18 protein-coding genes and 1 tRNA gene are annotated in these 18327 nt (G+C 64.5%); 7 read left to right on the forward strand and 12 right to left on the reverse strand.

What is annotated here, in order from left to right; genetic code table 11:
• Positions 1 to 113: 113 nt before the first annotated feature.
• On the reverse strand, positions 114 to 1094 hold the full coding sequence (locus AC5ZFO_RS31910) for a Bug family tripartite tricarboxylate transporter substrate binding protein (RefSeq protein WP_496122992.1): 981 nt from the start codon (positions 1092 to 1094) through the stop codon (positions 114 to 116).
• A gap of 72 nt (positions 1095 to 1166) precedes the next feature.
• On the reverse strand, positions 1167 to 2807 hold the full coding sequence (locus AC5ZFO_RS31915) for an FAD-dependent oxidoreductase (RefSeq protein ID WP_282524210.1): 1641 nt from the start codon (positions 2805 to 2807) through the stop codon (positions 1167 to 1169).
• Between the two features lie 116 nt (positions 2808 to 2923).
• On the opposite strand from AC5ZFO_RS31915, the gene AC5ZFO_RS31920 reads away from it, so the two are divergent.
• A complete protein-coding gene (locus tag AC5ZFO_RS31920; RefSeq protein WP_496122993.1) occupies positions 2924 to 3817 on the forward strand; it encodes a LysR family transcriptional regulator in 894 nt (297 codons plus the stop codon).
• A gap of 25 nt (positions 3818 to 3842) precedes the next feature.
• On the opposite strand, the gene AC5ZFO_RS31925 is transcribed toward AC5ZFO_RS31920, so the two are convergent.
• From AC5ZFO_RS31925 to AC5ZFO_RS31960, 8 genes are all read right to left on the reverse strand, one after another.
• Positions 3843 to 4718, reverse strand: a complete 876-nt coding sequence (locus tag AC5ZFO_RS31925) for an ABC transporter permease (protein ID WP_028158517.1) — start codon at positions 4716 to 4718, stop codon at positions 3843 to 3845.
• Positions 4715 to 5548: an ABC transporter ATP-binding protein gene (locus AC5ZFO_RS31930; RefSeq protein ID WP_282524209.1), complete on the reverse strand. Its 834-nt coding sequence runs from the start codon at positions 5546 to 5548 to the stop codon at positions 4715 to 4717. Before AC5ZFO_RS31930 ends, AC5ZFO_RS31925 begins: the two co-directional genes overlap by 4 nt.
• A complete protein-coding gene (locus tag AC5ZFO_RS31935; protein WP_282524208.1) occupies positions 5545 to 6594 on the reverse strand; it encodes an ABC transporter substrate-binding protein in 1050 nt (349 codons plus the stop codon). Before AC5ZFO_RS31935 ends, AC5ZFO_RS31930 begins: the two co-directional genes overlap by 4 nt.
• On the reverse strand, positions 6594 to 7733 hold the full coding sequence (gene leuB, locus AC5ZFO_RS31940; protein WP_282524207.1) for a 3-isopropylmalate dehydrogenase: 1140 nt from the start codon (positions 7731 to 7733) through the stop codon (positions 6594 to 6596). The genes AC5ZFO_RS31935 and leuB overlap by 1 nt, the downstream gene beginning before the upstream one ends.
• 17 nt (positions 7734 to 7750) lie before the next feature.
• A complete protein-coding gene (gene leuD / locus AC5ZFO_RS31945) occupies positions 7751 to 8389 on the reverse strand; it encodes a 3-isopropylmalate dehydratase small subunit (protein WP_282524206.1) in 639 nt (212 codons plus the stop codon).
• Positions 8390 to 9823 (reverse strand): 3-isopropylmalate dehydratase large subunit, encoded by a 1434-nt coding sequence (gene leuC, locus AC5ZFO_RS31950; RefSeq protein WP_306664620.1) that lies wholly within the window; start codon positions 9821 to 9823, stop codon positions 8390 to 8392.
• A gap of 142 nt (positions 9824 to 9965) precedes the next feature.
• A complete protein-coding gene (locus AC5ZFO_RS31955; RefSeq protein ID WP_282524205.1) occupies positions 9966 to 10919 on the reverse strand; it encodes a LysR family transcriptional regulator in 954 nt (317 codons plus the stop codon).
• Between the two features lie 163 nt (positions 10920 to 11082).
• Positions 11083 to 11172: transfer RNA gene (locus AC5ZFO_RS31960), tRNA-Ser, on the reverse strand.
• A 237-nt stretch (positions 11173 to 11409) separates the two neighbouring features.
• On the opposite strand from AC5ZFO_RS31960, the gene AC5ZFO_RS31965 reads away from it, so the two are divergent.
• Complete coding sequence (locus AC5ZFO_RS31965; RefSeq protein ID WP_282524204.1) at positions 11410 to 12273, forward strand: alpha/beta fold hydrolase; 864 nt, start codon at positions 11410 to 11412, stop codon at positions 12271 to 12273.
• 176 nt (positions 12274 to 12449) lie between these two features.
• Here the strand turns inward: AC5ZFO_RS31965 and AC5ZFO_RS31970 are convergent, their stop codons facing one another.
• Positions 12450 to 13592 (reverse strand): ROK family protein, encoded by a 1143-nt coding sequence (locus AC5ZFO_RS31970; RefSeq protein ID WP_496122994.1) that lies wholly within the window; start codon positions 13590 to 13592, stop codon positions 12450 to 12452.
• 331 nt (positions 13593 to 13923) lie between these two features.
• Here AC5ZFO_RS31970 and rplU point away from each other — a divergent pair, with 331 nt between their 5' ends.
• The 3 genes from rplU to AC5ZFO_RS31985 all read left to right on the forward strand — a co-directional run bounded on the left by rplU (position 13924) and on the right by AC5ZFO_RS31985 (position 15418).
• Positions 13924 to 14313, forward strand: coding sequence for a 50S ribosomal protein L21 (rplU, locus tag AC5ZFO_RS31975; RefSeq protein ID WP_129269769.1), 390 nt, complete (start codon positions 13924 to 13926; stop codon positions 14311 to 14313).
• A 98-nt stretch (positions 14314 to 14411) separates the two neighbouring features.
• Positions 14412 to 14681 (forward strand): 50S ribosomal protein L27, encoded by a 270-nt coding sequence (gene rpmA, locus AC5ZFO_RS31980; RefSeq protein WP_496122995.1) that lies wholly within the window; start codon positions 14412 to 14414, stop codon positions 14679 to 14681.
• 143 nt (positions 14682 to 14824) lie between these two features.
• Complete coding sequence (locus tag AC5ZFO_RS31985; protein ID WP_282524202.1) at positions 14825 to 15418, forward strand: GNAT family N-acetyltransferase; 594 nt, start codon at positions 14825 to 14827, stop codon at positions 15416 to 15418.
• Between the two features lie 223 nt (positions 15419 to 15641).
• On the opposite strand, the gene AC5ZFO_RS31990 is transcribed toward AC5ZFO_RS31985, so the two are convergent.
• Complete coding sequence (locus AC5ZFO_RS31990) at positions 15642 to 16556, reverse strand: DMT family transporter (RefSeq protein ID WP_282524229.1); 915 nt, start codon at positions 16554 to 16556, stop codon at positions 15642 to 15644.
• 118 nt (positions 16557 to 16674) lie between these two features.
• Here AC5ZFO_RS31990 and AC5ZFO_RS31995 point away from each other — a divergent pair, with 118 nt between their 5' ends.
• Together AC5ZFO_RS31995 and obgE are read left to right on the forward strand one after the other, a co-directional pair.
• Complete coding sequence (locus AC5ZFO_RS31995; RefSeq protein WP_282524201.1) at positions 16675 to 17157, forward strand: MaoC family dehydratase; 483 nt, start codon at positions 16675 to 16677, stop codon at positions 17155 to 17157.
• A gap of 85 nt (positions 17158 to 17242) precedes the next feature.
• Entirely contained in the window at positions 17243 to 18283 is a 1041-nt protein-coding gene (obgE, locus tag AC5ZFO_RS32000; RefSeq protein ID WP_282524200.1) for a GTPase ObgE, read from the forward strand.
• Positions 18284 to 18327 lie beyond the last annotated feature (44 nt).

Raw genomic sequence — 18327 nt, forward strand, 5'->3', positions numbered from 1 at the left:
GTTTGGCACCACGAGGTTCGATTAGCACGCCGCGATCATGGTGGTTTCGGTTACAGGAGCAAAGCGGACGAAGCCACCAGTCACATGTCGAACCGGGTTTATAGGTACGCGGCCTAGTTCGCCTTGATGCCGGCCTCACTGATGAGCTTGCCCCATTTCGTGCTCTCGCTCTGAATGAAGCGGCCGAACTGCTCCGGCGAAGTCGGGGCGGGCTCTGCGCCGAGGGTCCGGATCTTCTCGGCCACCACCGGGTCTTTCAGCGCTTTCACGAAGGCATCGTTCAGCCTGGCGACGATGTCCGCAGGCGTGCCTGAGGGAGCAACGAGCCCGAACCAGCCCACGGATTCGAAGCCCGCGATGCCGCTCTCGGCAAGGGTCGGCACATCGGGCAAGGATGCAAGCCGGCGCGCCGACGAAACGCCGACGGCGTTGAGCTTGCCTTCGAGAATCAGTTGCCTCGATGCGGGGATATCCAGCACCGCGAAGGGGACATGTCCCGCAAGGACATCAACCGCCGCCGGCGCTGTCCCGCGATATGGAACGAGCTCCATGCTGATCCCGGCCTTCTGCGTGAACAGCGCGGCCGTCAGATGCATGGCCGTCGAATTGCCGCCATGTCCGATCGACAGCGCGCCCGGCTTTGCCTTGGCGAGCGCGATCGTCTCTGCCGCATTGTGCGCGGGCACGTTCGCGGACGCGACCAGCACAAAGGGAATTTCCGCCAGCAGCGTGATCGGCGCGAGATCCTTTGGGTCGAACGGCATCGACGAATTGAGGTGCGGGTTCACCGTCAGCGCGCCCGCCGGCGCAACGCCGAGCGTGTAGCCGTCGGGCCTGGCCTGGGCCACCGCCGCCATGCCGATATTGCCCCCGGCGCCTGCGCGGTTCTCGATCACCAGGCTCTGCTTGAGTTCGGCGGTGACCAGCGGCTCGAGCGCACGGATGACGGTGTCGGCGCTGCCGCCGGGAGGGAAGGTCACGATGATCTTGATCAATTGGTCCGGATAGGCTGCGCGGCCTGCCTCCAGCGGCAGCACAACGAAAGTCGCGGCCGTCAGCACGGCCAGAATGCGGCGCCTTGCAACATGAAACACGTTCTCCTCCCCCAAATACGTTCTTTTGTTTGTGAGCACGATCAGGCTGCCCCGGGGGCAGCCTGTTACCAATCACGCCGCAGCACCAGTGATGCGCGCAAGCAAGCCTTGCGGATCTTCGGGCGCGGCCTGCCCGCGCCAGGCGATGTGCTGATCGGGTCGCGCCAACACCAGCTTCTCGGCATAGGCCCCGTTCGCCTCATCCGGCGCGATGTCGACCAGCGCAAGCGGCATGCCACGCTGTTCTGCGGCAGAGAGCAGCCGCGCCACATCAATCGCCGGGTCAAGCCGCAGCAACGTGTAGCCGGCTCCGAAGGCGTCGTAGAGCGATCGTCCGTCGCGCAGGAAGACATGCGGCGCCCGGGCGCCCGGCACGGTGGAGGGCGTAAAGCTTCCCATCGCGTAGGCCGGCGGGGTTTCGCCGTCATAGGCGATGATCGGCGAGGCGTCGTAATAGTAGCCGAAGTTGAGGCCTGCGCAGCAATATTGCTGCACGTTGAGATCGTAGGCTGCTCTCGCAAGCGAAGCACGCGCGGCGTGGCCGCGCAGCGTGTCATCCTCGATCTCCGCGGACACGCCGCCGCGCTGCGCCATCATCTTCATCGCATGGTCCATGGCAAAGCGCGACACCTGGTCGGTGATGGGCTGGCGCTCCGCCTCATAGGCATCGAGGATCGAATCAGGTGCCCAGCCGTTCAGATGCGCCGCCAATTGCCAGCAGAGATCGACGGCATCAGCAATGCCCGCATTCATGCCGTAGCCCGCATAGGGCATCCACAGATGCGCGGCGTCGCCGCAGATGAAGACCCTGCGGTCGCGGAAGCGATCGGCCACCAGCCGGCGCCCGACCCAGTCCTCCTTGCTGAGGATTTTGTACTCGAACCGCGCGTCGACGCCGAGGATCGCGCGGATCGACCAGTCGCGATCGACCGAGTCGAATTCGGGCTCGTCGGGCCTGAGATGATTATGGATCAGCCAGCGGTCATGGCCGTCGATTGCAACCGTGGTGCCGGAGCGGCGCGGGTTGAGCGAGAGCACCATCCAGGCCGGCTTGTGCGCGCCCATCAACTCCTTCAGTTGCGGCGCCTCGATGAAGGTCGATTGCACGCGCTGGATCACCGGCGTCCCGGACAGGCTGGCACCGATCGATTTGCGGACGAGGGAGCGGCTGCCGTCGCAGCCGACCACGAAGTCGGCTTCGATGCGGAGCGAACTTCCGCTGTCGAGATTGCGTGCGAGGGCGACCACATGATCGTCGCCCTGCTCGATATCGGAGATCTCCGTGCGTGCCAAAATGGTGATGCGCGGCTGAGCGGCCGCATGGCTGAACAGGATCGGCTCGAGATAGACCTGGTTGATCCGGTGCGGCGGCTCCGGCGTCGGCCACCAGGTGTCGGGGCCGCCGGTTGCGCTGTAGCGGCGCGCGCGCGAGGGAATGTCGATGCGGCAGAGCTCGATGCCGGTCGCCGTGGTCCGGTAGGAGCAATCGTTCGGGAAGTCCGCGGGCAGACCCGCGTCGCGCAGCTTTGCCGCGACGCCGAGCCGGCGGAAGATCTCCATCGAGCGCGCCGAGACGTGATTGCATTTGACGCTGGGCGGATCGCCGGCATGGCGGATCTCCGCGACGACGACGTCGATCCCGCGCGAGGCCAGATCCATGGCCGCGGTCAGTCCCACGGGCCCGGCGCCCACGACCAGCACCTGTGTCCTCATGCTCGTTTCCATCCCCTCGCATCGTCGCGGATTCGTTGCCCGCGCAGCATGCATTTTATTGCAGGCTCTCTTATGCGATAAGCCGGAAAGAATTCATCAATTCATGAGCTTTACCTATGAATGTCACCTTGCGGCAATTGCGGGCCTTCACTGCCGTGTATCGCACGCGCAGCATCACGCGGGCCGCGCGCGAGCTGGGCATCACGCAATCGGCGGCGAGCCTCCTGGTTCAACAGCTCGAAGTGCAGCTCGGCGTCAAACTGTTCGACCGCTCCACGCGTTCGGTGCACCCGACACTGGCCGCCGACGAGGCCTTTCACGCCGCCGAGCGCATGTTGAGCGATGCGCTGGGCCTGTCGCGGCGCATGCATGACCTCGCGCAGGCGCGTGCCGGCCGCGTCGCGTTCGTCGCGTCGGCGGGTGCCGCTTCGGCACTGCTGCCGCAGGTTCTCGCGAAATTCCGCGCAGGCCATCCCGAGATCGACATCGACATGCGCGACGTCGCCGCCGACGACCTCGTTCCGCGCCTGATCGCAACCGATGCCGAGTTCGCGATCGGCAGCGTCGAGGGTGAATTCGCGGAGATGACAATCGAGACGCTGACCCGCGGCAGGCTGAGCGCAATCGGCCGTCGTACCGCAGACTTCGCCGCGCGGCGCGCGCTGACATGGGATGAGCTGGCGCAGCTCCCGACCATCGCGATGCGGCGCGAGACGCGAATCCGCATGCAGATCGACCAAGCACTCGGCGCGCAGGGCAAGCACCTTTCTCCAACCTATGAGGTCACGCTGATCAACACCGCGCTCGCCATGACCGCCCAGGGCCTCGGCCTCGCTATCCTCCCCGCGACGATGCTGCCGGCCGATCAATTCCCGACGCTGATCGCAAGACCGCTGATACGCCCGGCGATCACCCGCCCGGTGTCGCTGCTGCAGCGTCAGGGACGGACGCTGTCGCCGGCGGCGCACGCGTTTGTGGCGACGGCTCGGATGGTGCTGGCGGGGTCGTAATCAACGCCGCAGGCCGCTGCCCGGGCTACTCCGCGAGATTATGCTGCTGCCAGCGCAACAGATAGGCCTGCAATCGCCAGATCAACGCGGACAGCGCAACGCCGACCAGCATCAGCACCACGACGGCGACCATCATGCCCGACGCCTCCGCCCGCGCCTCGGACTCGATGATCAGGCGCCCGATTCCTCGTTCCGCACCGATGAACTCGCCGACGATCACGCCGATCAGGGCGAATGAGATCGCAGGCGTCAGCGAGGCAAAGACCCAGGCCATGGTCGAAGGGATGACCACCGTGCGGGTGATCTGCCACTCGCTGGCACCGAGCAGCCGCGCCGCGTTGACAAAGCCCTCGTCGATCGAGCGCGCCCCTTCGAACGTATTGAAGAACACGAGGAAGACGACCACGATCCATGACGTGACGATCTTCGAGGTATCGCCGATGCCGAAGGCCAGCACGATGATCGGCGCCAGCGCGATGCGGGGGATCGAATTCACCGCCGTGATGAACGGCTGGAAGATCGCGCTGAGCCGGTCCGAACGGCCCAGCACGAGGCCCGCGGCGAAGCCGCTGCTGACGCCGGTGACGAACCCGAAGAACGTGTTCTTCAGGGTGACGGCGGTCGCGATCCAGAGATTGTTCTCCGATCGCGCCATGCAGCGGGCGAATTCGCCATTGAACCAGCCGTTGAACACGCCGAGCTTCGACTTGAGGCAGCTCAGGATCAGGAAATGCTCGAAGATGTCGGACGGCTTGGACACGAAATAGGGGTCGAGCAGATCGGGCACCAGCCAGGGAAGGCGGCCGTGCAGATCGTACCCCCACTGCCAGATCGACAGGAAGCCGACGCAGATCAACATCTGCCAGGCCAGCGTTCTGCCGGGGCGGCGCGCGCGCCTCATGGCTTGCGGCCCTTGATGAATTCCTCGCCGAGCGAGTGCCAGATCAGCTGGAACAGCTCGGCATAGCGCGGCGTTTCCCGGATCTTCACCGCATTGCGCGGGCGGGCGAAATCCACCTCGAAACTCTCCTTGATCCGGCCGGGCCGCGCGGAAAACAGAATGATGCGGTCTGCGAGCGTCAGGGCCTCGCCGAGATCATGGGTCACGAACAGCACGGTCTGCTTTTCCCGTTCCCAGATGCGCAGCAGCACATCGTGCATGTCGATCTTGGTGTGGGTGTCGAGCGCGCCGAACGGCTCGTCCATCAACAGAACCTGCGGCTCGACGACCAGCGTTCGCATCAAGGCGGCGCGCTGGCGCATGCCGCCCGACAGCGCCGAGGGATAGGCATTGTCGAAATCCTGCAGCCCGGCTTGCGTCAAGCAGGCACGGACCCGATCCTTTCGCTCCGCTGCCGGGACACCCGCCAGTTCGAGGCCGTAACCGATGTTGTCAGCGACGGTGCGCCAGGGAAACAGGGTGTCGCGCTGGAACACATAGCCGACATTGGGCGTCGCCTGTCCGGGGACGACGGCCGTACCATCAATCAGGATCTGACCGCTGGTCGGCTTGACCAGGGTTGCGATCATGTTGAGGACGGTGCTCTTGCCCGAGCCGGATGGCCCCAGCAGGGCGACGAATTCGCCGCGCCGGACATTGAAGGAGACGTCGCGTACGGCCTCGATGGCGGCACCCGCCAGCTGGAAGGTCTTGCACAAACCGCGCACGTCGATGCGCCGCGTGTCAGGCGGCGCATCGACGTGCGGCGTGTGTAAAGCCTGGATCGTCAAGCCGGATAGGCCTTGCGTGCCGCTTCGATGAAGCTGGTGTTGACGACGTCGGCCATCGCGAGCGGCTTGATGCCGGTCATTTCACGAAACCAGACCTTCTGACCGCGCGCGAAGCTGGCGGCATCGATGATGCCTTCGTAATCGGTGACCTTCTTCATGACGCCGCTGTCGAAAATATTCGCATCGCGCGACGTGCTTCCGACGTAAGGCTCGATCATGTCATAGATCTCTTCGGGAGAGTGCCCCTTGATCCAAAGGGTGGCGCGCCACAGCGCCGTGACGAACGCCTGCATCTTCGCCGGGTCCTTGTCGATGTTCGCCTGCAACGTGAAATGAGACGTCACCGGGACCTTGCCGCCGATATACTTGGTCCAGACCGCCTCGTCCGTTCCATCGAACAACAGCGCACCCCAGCCCTGCTCCACCGAATCCTTCAGGATCGATGGCGAGTTGATGAGAACATCGACCTGCTTCGTCTTCAACGTGCCCATCATGGTGTCGACATTGCCGGTGCCGATCCAGGTCACCTTGTCGTCCAGCCCCATGGTTTCCATGTAGTAGGAGGCCCAGACGTGGTTGGTGCCGCCCAGTGACGACACCGAAACGATCGGCTTTCGTCCATCGGGCCGTTTCCACTTCGCCAGCGCCTCCAGGGTGGTGATGCCCTGATCGAACAGATCCTTGCGGATGATGAAGATCGCGGCGTTGCTGCGGGTATCGACCGGCATCAGGACGCGCGCGCTGCGGCCGTGATTGCTGAGTTGCATCGGGTGGGTGATGTCGCCGATACCGATATCGCCCTGGGACGAAGCGATGATCTCGCGCGTCTTCACGCCGCTGCCGCCCTGGATCAGCTTGCAGTCGAGGCCGGCCTCCTTGAAGAACCCGGCCCGGTCGGCGACGAATTGAGACTGATAGACCGGAATGGCCACCGGATAGATCACGCGGCCCGACGGCGTATCCGCCCACGCCCGACCTGCCGCCATGGACGCACCGGCGCCGGCGACGATCGTCAACGCGGCCCGTCTGGTGACCCGATTCCTCATCACGCGTGCTCCCTCTCCTTGCCGACGACCTTGTCGAGCGCGTTCAGAACCGCATCGCCCATCTCCTGGGTCGAAAGTCTTTTTGCGCCGGCTTCGGCGATATCGGCCGTTCTTGCGCCGGCAGCCAGCGCCGTATCCACGGCCTTCTCCAGCAGCACGGCATCATCGGGCCGATTGAGGGTGATGCGCAACATCATCGCGACGCTGAGGATCGAGCCGAGCGGATTGGCGATGCCCTTGCCCGCAATGTCGGGCGCGCTGCCATGGACCGGTTCATAGAGCGCCTTGCGGCGGCCGAGCCGGTCCGGCGGCCCGAGCGAGACCGACGGCAGCATGCCGAGCGAGCCCGACGCCATCGCGGCGCAATCGGAGAGAATGTCGCCGAAGATGTTGCAGGTCACCATGACGTCGAACTGCGACGGCGCCCGCACGATCTGCATCGCGGCGTTGTCGACATAGAGGTGCGTCAACTCCACATCGGAGAATTCCGCCTCGTGCAGCGCGGTGACCTCCTCGCGCCACAGCACGCTGGTTTCCAGCACATTGGCCTTGTCGACGGAGCAGACCCGGCCCTTGCGCGTCCGCGCCAGTTCGAACGCGGTTCGCGCCACCCGGCGAATCTGGCTGGTGGTGTATTGCTGCGTGTTGAAACCGCGGCGCTGACCATCGGGCAGCGTTTCGATGCCGCGCGGCTCGCCGAAATAAATGCCGCTGGTGAGCTCGCGGATGATGATGAAGTCGACATCCTTCAGCACCGCGGCCTTGAGCGGCGCGGAATCCGCCAGCGCCGGATTGGCGACGATGGGCCGGAGATTGGCATAGAGGTCGTACTTGCTGCGCAGCGACAGCAGGCTTCCCGCCTTGCGCGCCGCCGGAGGGACCTCAGTGGTCTCAGGACCACCCGTCGCACCCCAGAGTATAGCGTCGGCCTCCTCCATCGCTTCGACGGTGTCATCGGGCAACACCTTGCCCGTCGCGAGATAGGGGATGAGACCGTATTGCGCTTCGCGCAGAGCCACGGGAATGCTGCGCCTCGCCGAAAACCATTTGAGAATGCGATGGGACTGGTCGGTCACTTCAGGACCGATGCCTTCACCGCCGACCACGGCGACCTTGATCATGTTCGAGAGCGTGTTCATGCCAATTGCCCTGCCGATTATCCTGCCTGATGTCCTGCAAAGTGAATCCACGGCCGCGCGTCGCGGTCGGATGCCTGGAATGCGCGGATCTCGTGGTCCCGCCGCAACGTCAGCGAAATCTCGTCGAGGCCTTCGAGCAGACCCGCGCGCCGGCGCGGATCGATCTCGAAGACGTGCCGCACACCCGATGGCGAGGTGACGGTCTGCTCCTGCAGGTCGACACTGACACGTCCCGCGCCCTGGCTCGCTTCGATCTCCGCGGCGAGACCGTCGATGACGGCTTTGTCCAGCACCACAGGCAGGATGCCGTTCTGGAAGCAGTTGGCGAAGAAGATGTCGCCGAAACCGGATCCGATGATGGCGCGGATGCCCATTTCCTGCAGCGACCACACCGCCGCCTCCCGCGACGAGCCGCAGCCGAAATTCGGCCCCGTGACCAGGATTTCCGCCGCGCGATAAGGCTCGCGATTGAGGATGAACTCCGGATTGTCCGAGCCATCGGGCAAATAGCGGAGCGAACCGAACGCCCATTTGCCGAGATTGCCGCGGACGGAATTTCCGATCATGCGGTTGATGCTGATGATGACGTCCGTATCGACATTGGTGCGCATGATCGGCGCCGCCGTCGCGGTCAGTTTGGTGAAGGCTTGCGGCATCTAGCGCTCCATCGTTCGGACGTCGGCGATGGCGCCGGACACCGCCGCCGCCACGGCCATGGCCGGACTTGCCAGATGGGTGCGGGCACGCGGCCCTTGGCGGCCGACGAAATTCCGGTTCGACGTCGATACCGAGCGCTGGCCGGGCGGCACGGTTTCACCGTTGGCGGCAAGGCACATCGAGCATCCGGGCTCGCGCCATTCAAAGCCCGCGTCGATGAAGATCTTGTCGAGCCCTTCGGCCATTGCATCGCGCCTGACGGTCTCCGACCCCGGCACGACCCAGGCCCGCACACCCGGCGCAACCTTGCGGCCGCGCGCGACTTCGGCCGCGGCGCGCAGATCGCTGAGGCGGCTGTTGGTGCAGGAGCCGATGAAGACCCAATCCACCGGCGTGCCGGCGATCGGCGCACCGGGCTTCAGGCCCATATAGTCGAGCGCGATCTCGATCGCGCCGCGGCGCGCCGGATCGGCGATGTCGGCGGGATCCGGGATGCGGCCATCGACACCGAGGACATGTTCGGGACTGGTGCCCCAGGTGATCTGGGGGATGATGGTGCCGACGTCGATCGACACTTCGCGATCGAACATTGCGTCGCTGTCGCTCCGAAGCGTCCGCCACGCCGCGACGGCCCGGTCCCACATCTCGCCTTGCGGCGCGTAGGGACGGCCGCGGATATAGGCGAACGTCGCCTCATCCGGCGCGATCAGCCCCATCTTGGCGCCGAGCTCGACCGACAGATTGCAGATGGTGAGCCGCCCTTCGATCGGCATGTCCCTGATCGCACTGCCGGCATATTCGACGGCATAGCCGGTGCCGCCGGCGGCGCCGACATGGCCGATCAAGGCGAGGATGAGATCCTTCGCCGTCACGCCGAACGGCAGCCGGCCGTCGAATGTCACGCGCATGGTTTTGGGCCGGCGCTGGATGATGGTCTGGGTCGCCAGCACATGCGTGAGCTCGCTGGAGCCGATGCCGAAGGCGAGCGCGCCGAGCCCGCCATGGGTGCAGGTGTGGCTGTCGCCGCAGACGATCAGGCAGCCGGGCAGGCTGAGACCGAGCTCCGGGCCGATGACATGGACGATGCCCTGCCCGGGCTGGTCGAGGTCGAACAACCGGATGTTGCTTGCCGATGTCTCGGTCCGCAACGCCGCCAGCAGCTCCCACCCGGTCTTGATCGTGCCGGCACGCCCGGACGCCGTCGAAATCGCATGATCCGGCGTGGCGAAGGTCAGTTCGGGATTGTGGACCGGAATGTTGCGGCTTTTGAGGTTGATCAGGCCGGCGGAGCCGCCGAGGTCATGCAGAAAATGGCGATCCACATGAAGCAGATCGGTATCATCGCTGATGTGGGCGATGACATGCTGGTCCCAGATTTTGGCCAGCAGCGTGCGACCACGCGTGTCCACGATCCGTCCTCCCCTGTTCGGCATCTGATGTGCCGTGTTGCCGTCGATCATGCCGACCGACAGCGATGTTGGGAAGCAGGATAGAAGTCCGTCGCGGAAATGTGCAGTGACGGTTGGGCAGGGAGCCATCGCGGCCGGCGATGGCAGGCCGTCGGCAGAAGCGATGTCAGCTTCGGCCGCGCACGACCGTCAGCCGGTCGGAGACGCCGCTCGTGGCGAGACGGGCATCGTCATGGGTCCGCAAATGCTCCACCAGCAGCTTCGTCACCGAAGGCAGAGACTTGTAATCGCGCACGCCGATGACCAGGTCGCGGCGCGCCCAGGACTCGTCGAGCGGGACGGTGACGAGACTGTCGACGCCGTAGCGGTCGCGAACGATCTCCAGCGGCACGACACCGACCCCCATCCTGGCATCGACGACGCGGAACAGCGCATCGAAACTGCTGACGCGGATGCGCACCTTGAGGTGCTGCCCGAGCGCCGCGGCGGCCCTGACGCACAGCGTCTCGATCGAGCTGCCCTTCTCCAGGCTGACGAAGTCGAAATCGACCAGCTCGCGGAAGCGAACGCTGCTTTGGCCCGCCAGCGGGTGGTCGCGCGTGACCAGCGCGACCAGGCTGTCGCTGCGATAGGACAGCAGCTCCAGATCCTGTCCGTCGATGTTGCCGCCGAAAATGCCGATGTCGGCCCGGTTCTCCACCACCGCGCGCACGATCGCGGGGCTGAGATCCTCCTCGATGTCGATGTGGACCAGCGGATGCCGCTCCAGGAACAGGCTGAGCTCGTCGGCGAGAGCTTCGAGGATCGCGGACTTGTTGGCACAGATCCGGATCAGCCCGCGCTTGCCCTGCCGGTATCCCGTCAGCTCGCTCTCGAGCTTGCTGAGGTTGCCGAGGATGATGCGGGCGTGCTCGAGCAGGGCGAAGCCGGCAGGTGTGGGCTCGATCCCTTTCGAATGACGATGCAGCAGCTCGACCTGAAACAGGTCCTCGATATCCGAGACGCGGCGGCTGACCGCGGACGCGGCAATGTTCTTCTTCTCCGCCGCCTTCGCAATGCTCTGCTCCTCGACGATCGCCACGAAGAGTTGCAGCGTGAGGAGGTCGATTTTGGTGGTCATCCGGAGGGTCCTCGGGCGGGTCGTCACGAGGGGGCATTGTGGAGAAGCTTGGCGGCCGGTCGCAAGTGCGGTGTCAGATTGCGATCCCCTAGGACGACACCAGAGGCTGCGATGCAAAGAGGCTGTCTTCTTTTGGCGGGGCTTTCTCAAAGCCGTTTTGATATGGCGGAGAGGGAGGGATTCGAACCCCCGATAGGCTTGCACCTATGCCGCATTTCGAGTGCGGTGCATTCAACCACTCTGCCACCTCTCCTGAAGGCGCCATGGTAGGAGCAGGGCCCCTGTGGTTGGGGGCGTTAATAGGCGAGGATGGCGGGCCAGACAAGGCGCGAAAGGGGAAAATCCGCTGCCTCTTTCAGCCCCTGCCCTGGAGCCGTTTCCGCTCCGGTGAATCGGAACGGAGCTCCGGATTCTTGTTTTGACGCGTTTTCCTGACGCGAACCGGTGTCCACTTCGCTCGAAAACGCTCTCACCGCCGGGAGGAACTGCCGTGGAGCATCTCACGATCAAGGCCAATGGTGCCGATTTGCACCTGGTCCGCGCTGGCAGCGGCAAACCGCTGCTTTTGCTGCATGGCTGGCCGGAATTCTGGCTGACCTGGGAGCCGGTGATGTCCAGGCTTTCGGACCGATTCATGCTGATCGCGCCCGATCTGCGCGGCTTCGGCGACAGCGACAAGCCGGACGGGCCTTTTGGGCCGGACGGCCATGCGGACGACATGCTGGCGCTGATGGAGGGGCTCGGCATCGACCGATTCGCCGTGGTCGGCCACGATGTCGGCGGCGCCGTGATGCAGCCTTTGGCCCGGCAGCAGCCCGAGCGGCTCGCGGGGCTGTTTTTCTTCGACTTCGTCTATCCCGGCATCGGGCCGCGCATGGCGGCGCCGGATAGGCTCAACCACATCTGGTATCAGTCCTTCCACCAGATGGAGCTGGCTCCGGCGCTCGTCGGCGCGAGCCGCGACAGCTGCCGGCTCTATATCGGTCACTTCCTCAAGGGCTGGGCGCATCAGAAGAGCGCCTTCGACGATGTTCTCGACGCCTTCGCCGACAATTTCTTCAGAGAAGGCAATCTCGCCGGCGGATTTGCGCATTATCGCGCCTCGCATGCCGGGCGGGTCGCGATGATGAAGGGCGAGGCGCCGAAACTGCCGCCGATCGACGTGCCGACCTGCGTGCGCTGGGCCGAGCACGACCCGCTGTTTCCCTATGCCTGGACCGATCGTCTCGGCGAGACGTTTGGCGATCTCGATCTCGCGATGTTTCCGGGCGTCGGCCACTTCCCGCATCGGGAAGATCCGGATCGCGCAGCCGCGGAGATCGCGGCGTTCTTTCAGCGGATTGGCTGGAGCTAAGCCCTAAAATCAGGGGTGGGACCGCCAGACGCGGTAAACACTGGCGGTCCCGTGCCGCTCATTGAAATACTGGCTGGGAAGGGCGGCTTCGCCGGCCAGGGTGAGGCGACGATTCGACCGTAGCGAGTGTCCTGTGCGCTGCAACGCAATCCGGTCCTTAACCTAACCAGTCAAGGTTACTCCTTGTCGTTCTTGCTGCTTTCCTTGCCCTTTTTCTTGCCGTTCTCAGTCAAATCCCGGTCTTTTCCGTTGCCGTTGTCCTTGCGGCGGTTGGTGAAGCGGGCATTGCCGAGCCCGGTGCCGATGGTCAGCACGCCCCAGCGATCGACGTCCTGCATGAACGGCACCTCGGAGAGGCCCTGAACCACGCCGTCATTGTGCATCAGGATCGCGGTGTCGTGCTCGCCGATCACGGGGATGCCCTCGATCAGGCTCGCCGGCAGGTTGAACTTGCTGCTCTCCCAATTGCCCGGCAGGTTCTGTGCGCCCTTCTCGATCGAGCCGTCCGCGTTGATAACGCCGGGACAGGCGATGCCGATGAACGGCGCGAGCTTGAAGCCCTCTTTCTCGGCCTCGGTGATCAGCCCCTTCAGCATCTTGATGAGCCGCTTCACCGCGCCCTCGCGGGTCGGCTCGTCATCGGCATGACGCCACAGCTCGGATTTCACGACCTTGGCCTTCGAGAGGTCCTTGGCCTTCTTCCAGCCGGTCTCCACCAGGCCGCAGCGGATGTTGGTGCCGCCGATGTCGACGGCGAGGATGCTGTCATGGGCCTCGAAGATCCATGACGGCGCCAGATGCAGCGTGCCGAGCAGGCCGGCTTCGTCGGGGTGATGGCGGATCGGCACCATGTCGATCTTGAAGTCCTCGGCCTTGAGGATGATCTCGGTGCGCGCGATCGCGAGCTCGCCGAGCCGGGAATCGCGGAAGCCGCCGCCGACGACGATGCGCTCGGTCTTGGCCCAGGCCTTGCTCTTGAGGAAGCGACGGGTGACGTAAGCGAGCTCCTGGGCAAAGTCCTCGATGGCGCTATGCACCACGGCCCAGGCCTCGGTGTCGTCGCCGACCAGGATGGCGTCCAGCGTCTTCTTGCTGATGTTTTCCGAGGGCTCCTTGCCGAACGGGTCCTCCCCGGTCTTGCGCAAGGGCTTGCGCCAGCGCTCGAGGATCTCGCGAAACGCGCCCTTGCTGGCGCGGTCGCCGAGGAAGCCGTCCTCGTCCTTCATCTCGATGTTGAAACTGTCGACGTCCACCGAGGGCAGCCGCTCCGCGCCGTGGAGCGCGATGCCCGTCGTCTTGACCAACTCGTCCGTTGCCATGGAAAGCCCTTGCCCGTGTGCCAATTCGAGCGGGATAACGGCGCGGGAACCCGTAAGTTGCAAACCGGCTGCAGATTCGCCGGAGGGCCGGGAAGATGCCAAATCCTTCAAATCCGGGCCGTTTCCGGTGGTTTTCCTTGACTTGCAGCGTCCGGCGGCTATAAGTCCCACAACCGGCGCGGGGCGTTTCTCGCGCTGTTTGTTTTTGCGTGGGTTTTCAAAGGGATAACTCCCGCCCGCACAAAACGCGCATAAACCCATAGCGACTGACAAAAAGCCGGCCCGGACGATTCTCGTCGCGAGGCCGGGATTTGAACACGGAGAAAAAACGATGTTCGCAGTCATCAAAACCGGCGGCAAGCAATACCGCGTCGTGCCGGATGATGTTCTCGAAGTAGGCAAGATCGAAGGCGAAGTCGGCTCGATCATACAGCTGAATGAAGTTCTGGTGGTCGGCGGCGACACGCCGGTCCTGGGCATTCCGACGGTCGCCGGTGCGTCCGTTGCGGTCGAGGTGCTTGACCACAAGCGCGGACCCAAGGTCATCGCGTTCAAGAAGCGCCGCCGCAAGAATTCGCGCCGCAAGCGCGGCTATCGCGACGAGATTACGGTCCTCCGCATCTCCGAGATCCTGACGGACGGCGCCAAGCCCACCAAGGGCCCGCGTCCGAAGCGGGAGAAGGTCGCGAAGGAAGCCGACAAGGAAGCCGACGCCGCATAAAATCGATCACGCCAATTCACGAATTGATGCGTGACAGATTTTGAAATGATTCCGTCAAGGAATTGACCTAGAACTACGTAGGATTTCGGAGACGAGCTATGGCTCACAAAAAAGCAGGCGGTTCATCGCGCAACGGTCGCGATTCCAAGGGTAAGCGCCTCGGCATCAAGACGTTCGGCGGGGAAGTTGTGATTCCCGGCAACATCATTGCGCGTCAGCGCGGCACCACTTGGCATCCCGGCCTCAATGTCGGCATGGGCACGGACCACACTCTGTTCGCCAAGATCGAGGGTCGCGTCACGTTCCAGGCCAAAGCCAACGGCCGCACCTTCGTATCGGTGCTCCCGCTCGCCGAGGCGGCTGAATAGACGGTGGACCAAATTTGGAGTCCGCCGGGTCCTTGACCGAACCGGCGGAGTCCACAAGACGGCTCCAGGGGAGGCAGGGAAACCGGCCTCCCCTTTCGTTTGACTTGCTCACTTTTCACTTAGTGACTTTGACGGAGCCGGACATGTTGCAGGATTTCTCGAGCGCGACCTTGCGGGAGGCGAGACCTGATGTCGTCGCCACCGAGCGGCTGACGTTGCGGCGCCCGACTCTCGCCGACGTCAGGACCATCGCCCACCTCGCCAACGACCGCCGTGTCGCGGAAAACACCCGCCGCCTTCCCCACCCCTATTCGCAGGACGACGCCGTCGAATTCGTCCGCGCCACCGCCGCGCTCGGCAGCGAGACCGTGTTCCTGATCGAGCACGACACCGGGCCGGTCGGCATCGTCGGCATCGACCGCTCCACGCCCGACAATGCCGAGCTCGGCTACTGGCTCGGCGTCGAGCATTGGGGCCAGGGCTTTGCCACCGAGGCCGCGCGCGGCGCGATCGACTTCTTCTTCGAGGAGTTCGAGGAGGATAATCTCTATGCGGGCGCGCGCGTCACCAATCCGGCCTCGCGCAACGTGCTGGAGAAGTGCGGCTTCCAGTGGAGCGGCGTCCAGCTGCATCGCTTCCTCGCGCTGGGCTCGTCCACGCCGGTCGATTGCTTCCGCCTGTCGCGCGGCGTGTGGTCGTCGCTGAAGAACTGGAGCAGTGCGCGACGGATGAGGTAGGGCGCGGTGACACCCTCCCCTGGAGGGGTCCGAGACGAGCGTAGCTCGCTCGTGGGTCGATGCGCATGCAGCGAAGCGGAATGCGCAGCGGGGTGGGGTGCAGCCACAGCAATGGTCTCACCCTATCACTGCCGACCGAAACACCATCTTCGCGGAGAGACCGTCACCCCACCCCGCTCGCGCTTCGCGCGCGCGACCCTCCCCCTCCAGGGGAGGGTAAGGGCTACGCCGGCGGATTGACCTCAGCGCTCGGGCGGCCGAGATCGCGTTCGCGCAGGTAAATGTAGAACCCGGCGCCGATGATGATGGCGGCGCCGATGATGGTGGCAATCGACGGCACGTCGCCGAACACGACGAAGCCGAAGATCACGGCCCAGACGATCATCGAATATTGGTAGGGCACCACGACGCTGGCCGGTGCCAGCTTGAGCGAGCGGTTGACGCAGAACAGCGCCGTCACCGAGACGCAACCCGCCATTGCGAAGATCACGAGGCTGCCCGGTGTCGGCGGCACCCAGTGGAATGCCGACAGCACAGCACCCAGCGAGAACGTGCCGATGAATTGCGACGACGCCATCACGATGTCGGGCGTCTTGCGCAGGCTGCGCGTGATCAGCATCAGCGTCGCAAACGACAGACTGCCGCCGAGCGCAATCAGCGCCGGCAGGCTGACCGTCTGCGCCGACGGCCGCAGCGCGATCAGCACGCCGCAGAAGCCGATCAGGATCGCCGTCCAGCGCCGCCAGCCGACCTTCTCGCCCAGAAAGATCGCCGACATCGCGGTGACGAAAATGGGGCCCGCGAGATAATAGGTGATGACGTCGGCGAGCGGCAGATAGACTGCCGCGAGGAAGAAGGCGGCCACTTCCAGCGTCGACAGCACGACGCGAAACAGCTGCAGGCCCGGCCGCTCCAGATGCAGGAACTGGTGACGCTGCCGCCAGACCAGCGGCGACAGCAGCAGCAGCGCCGCGCAGGCGCGCAGGAACAAGAGCTGCCCCACGGAATACGTCCCGACCAGGAACTTGCCCATGGCGTCGCCGAACGAGAACATGAAGATCGACAGCACCATCAGCGCGATGCCGGCAAGGCGCGCGGAGCGATCGTCATAGGCGGAGAGATTCTTGAAGAAGGGCATCGGCGTCGTTTTAATCACGTGGGCGCGCCGGACAAGCCCGCATCTGCAGATTGAACGGATTGTCGCACTCTTCGCGGCGCGATAGCGATAGGCGCCTCCCCAACGAAAGAGCACGGACATGACCGACTTCGACCCGACCCGGCATCGCATGATCCCCGCGCAACGCTGGTTTGAGGATTTCGTGGTCGGCGAGCGCTTCGTGCTGCCGAGCCGCACCCAGACCTCGGCGGTGTTCGCCGCGTTCCAGACCGCGAGCGGCGACACCCATCCCGTGCATTACGACGTGGAATATTGCCGCAGCCGCGGCATGCCGCATCTGCTCGCCCATGGCTTCCAGACCTTGATCCACACGGCACCCGGCGCAGGCCTGTTTCCGTTCATGGTCGAGGACTCCCTGGTCGGCTTCCTCGAGCAATCGAGCCGGTTCCTCAAACCGGTGTTCGCCGACGACACCATCTATCCCGCGCTCGAGGTCACCGAGCTCGTGCCGGGTCGCACGACCGGCGTGGTGACGCTCAAAAGCACCGTATTCAACCAGCGCAAGGAGCTGGTGCTGGAGGGGATGCAGAAATTCCTGATCCGGAGACGGCCTGCAGGTTAAGCACGGGGCCAAATTCGCAGGATTTCGGCCGATTCAGGGATAAGTCCGGGTTGCCGCGCGGGACCGCCTGCCCTACCTATGGCCCATGAAATTCCTCGACGAAGCAAAGGTCTATATCCGCTCCGGTGACGGCGGGAACGGCTGCGTGGCGTTCCGCCGCGAGAAGTTCATCGAATTCGGCGGTCCTTCCGGCGGCAATGGCGGCCGCGGCGGCAATGTGATCATCGAGGTCGCCGACGGCCTCAACACGCTGATCGACTACCGCTACCAGCAGCATTTCAAGGCCCAGAAGGGCGAGAACGGCTCGGGCTCGGACCGCCATGGCGCCAACGGCAAGGCGATCGTGCTGAAGGTGCCCGTGGGCACGCAGATCTTCGATGAGGATCGCGAGACCCTGATCCACGACTTCACCAATGTCGGCGAAAAATTCGTGCTGGCCGAGGGCGGCAATGGCGGCTTCGGCAATGCGCATTTCAAGTCCTCGACCAATCGCGCGCCGCGCAACGCCAATCCCGGCCAGCCCGGCGAGGAGCGCTGGATCTGGCTGCGGCTGAAACTGATCGCGGATGCCGGTCTTGTCGGCATGCCCAATGCCGGCAAGTCGACCTTCCTTTCCAAAGTCAGCGCGGCGCGGCCCAAGATCGCCGACTATCCCTTCACCACGCTGCATCCGCAGCTCGGCGTCGTGAACGCCGACGGTCGCGAATTCGTGCTGGCGGACATTCCGGGTCTCATCGAAGGCGCGCATGAAGGCACAGGTCTCGGCGATCGCTTCCTCGGCCATGTCGAGCGCTGCCGCGTGCTGCTGCATCTGATCGACGCAACCTGCGAGCATGCCGGCAAGGCGTACAAGACCGTGCGCAAGGAGCTCGACGCCTATGGCGGGCTGCTCACCGACAAGATCGAGATCGTCGCGCTGAACAAGATCGACGCGGTCGAGCCGGACGAGTTGAAGAAGCAGAAGGACCGACTGAAGCGCGCCGCCAAGAAGACACCGCTGCTGCTCTCCGGCATCACCGGCGACGGCGTGAAGGAAGCGTTGCGCGCGCTCGTCGAAGTGATCGGCGAGGCCCCGGTATCGGCCAAGGCGAAGAGCGCGGCCGAAGCGGAGCCGTGGTCGGCGTAATCCGACCCGCTCACGCGGCCCGCTTGTCTTCGCTGGCGCGATAG

The organism is Bradyrhizobium sp. Unk1 (assembly GCF_059512345.1).

Bases quoted from the DNA above. Each gene is read 5' to 3' on its own strand.
- AC5ZFO_RS31915 (WP_282524210.1), bottom strand. From the start codon at position 2,807: ATGAGGACACAGGTGCTGGTCGTGGGCGCCGGGCCCGTGGGACTGACC.
- AC5ZFO_RS31920 (WP_496122993.1), top strand. From the start codon at position 2,924: ATGAATGTCACCTTGCGGCAATTGCGGGCCTTCACTGCCGTGTATCGC.
- AC5ZFO_RS31925 (WP_028158517.1), bottom strand. From the start codon at position 4,718: ATGAGGCGCGCGCGCCGCCCCGGCAGAACGCTGGCCTGGCAGATGTTG.
- AC5ZFO_RS31935 (WP_282524208.1), bottom strand. From the start codon at position 6,594: ATGAGGAATCGGGTCACCAGACGGGCCGCGTTGACGATCGTCGCCGGC.
- leuB (WP_282524207.1), bottom strand. From the start codon at position 7,733: ATGAACACGCTCTCGAACATGATCAAGGTCGCCGTGGTCGGCGGTGAA.
- leuD (WP_282524206.1), bottom strand. From the start codon at position 8,389: ATGCCGCAAGCCTTCACCAAACTGACCGCGACGGCGGCGCCGATCATG.
- leuC (WP_306664620.1), bottom strand. From the start codon at position 9,823: ATGCCGAACAGGGGAGGACGGATCGTGGACACGCGTGGTCGCACGCTG.
- AC5ZFO_RS31955 (WP_282524205.1), bottom strand. From the start codon at position 10,919: ATGACCACCAAAATCGACCTCCTCACGCTGCAACTCTTCGTGGCGATC.
- AC5ZFO_RS31970 (WP_496122994.1), bottom strand. From the start codon at position 13,592: ATGGCAACGGACGAGTTGGTCAAGACGACGGGCATCGCGCTCCACGGC.
- rplU (WP_129269769.1), top strand. From the start codon at position 13,924: ATGTTCGCAGTCATCAAAACCGGCGGCAAGCAATACCGCGTCGTGCCG.
- rpmA (WP_496122995.1), top strand. From the start codon at position 14,412: ATGGCTCACAAAAAAGCAGGCGGTTCATCGCGCAACGGTCGCGATTCC.
- AC5ZFO_RS31985 (WP_282524202.1), top strand. From the start codon at position 14,825: ATGTTGCAGGATTTCTCGAGCGCGACCTTGCGGGAGGCGAGACCTGAT.
- AC5ZFO_RS31990 (WP_282524229.1), bottom strand. From the start codon at position 16,556: ATGCCCTTCTTCAAGAATCTCTCCGCCTATGACGATCGCTCCGCGCGC.
- AC5ZFO_RS31995 (WP_282524201.1), top strand. From the start codon at position 16,675: ATGACCGACTTCGACCCGACCCGGCATCGCATGATCCCCGCGCAACGC.
- obgE (WP_282524200.1), top strand. From the start codon at position 17,243: ATGAAATTCCTCGACGAAGCAAAGGTCTATATCCGCTCCGGTGACGGC.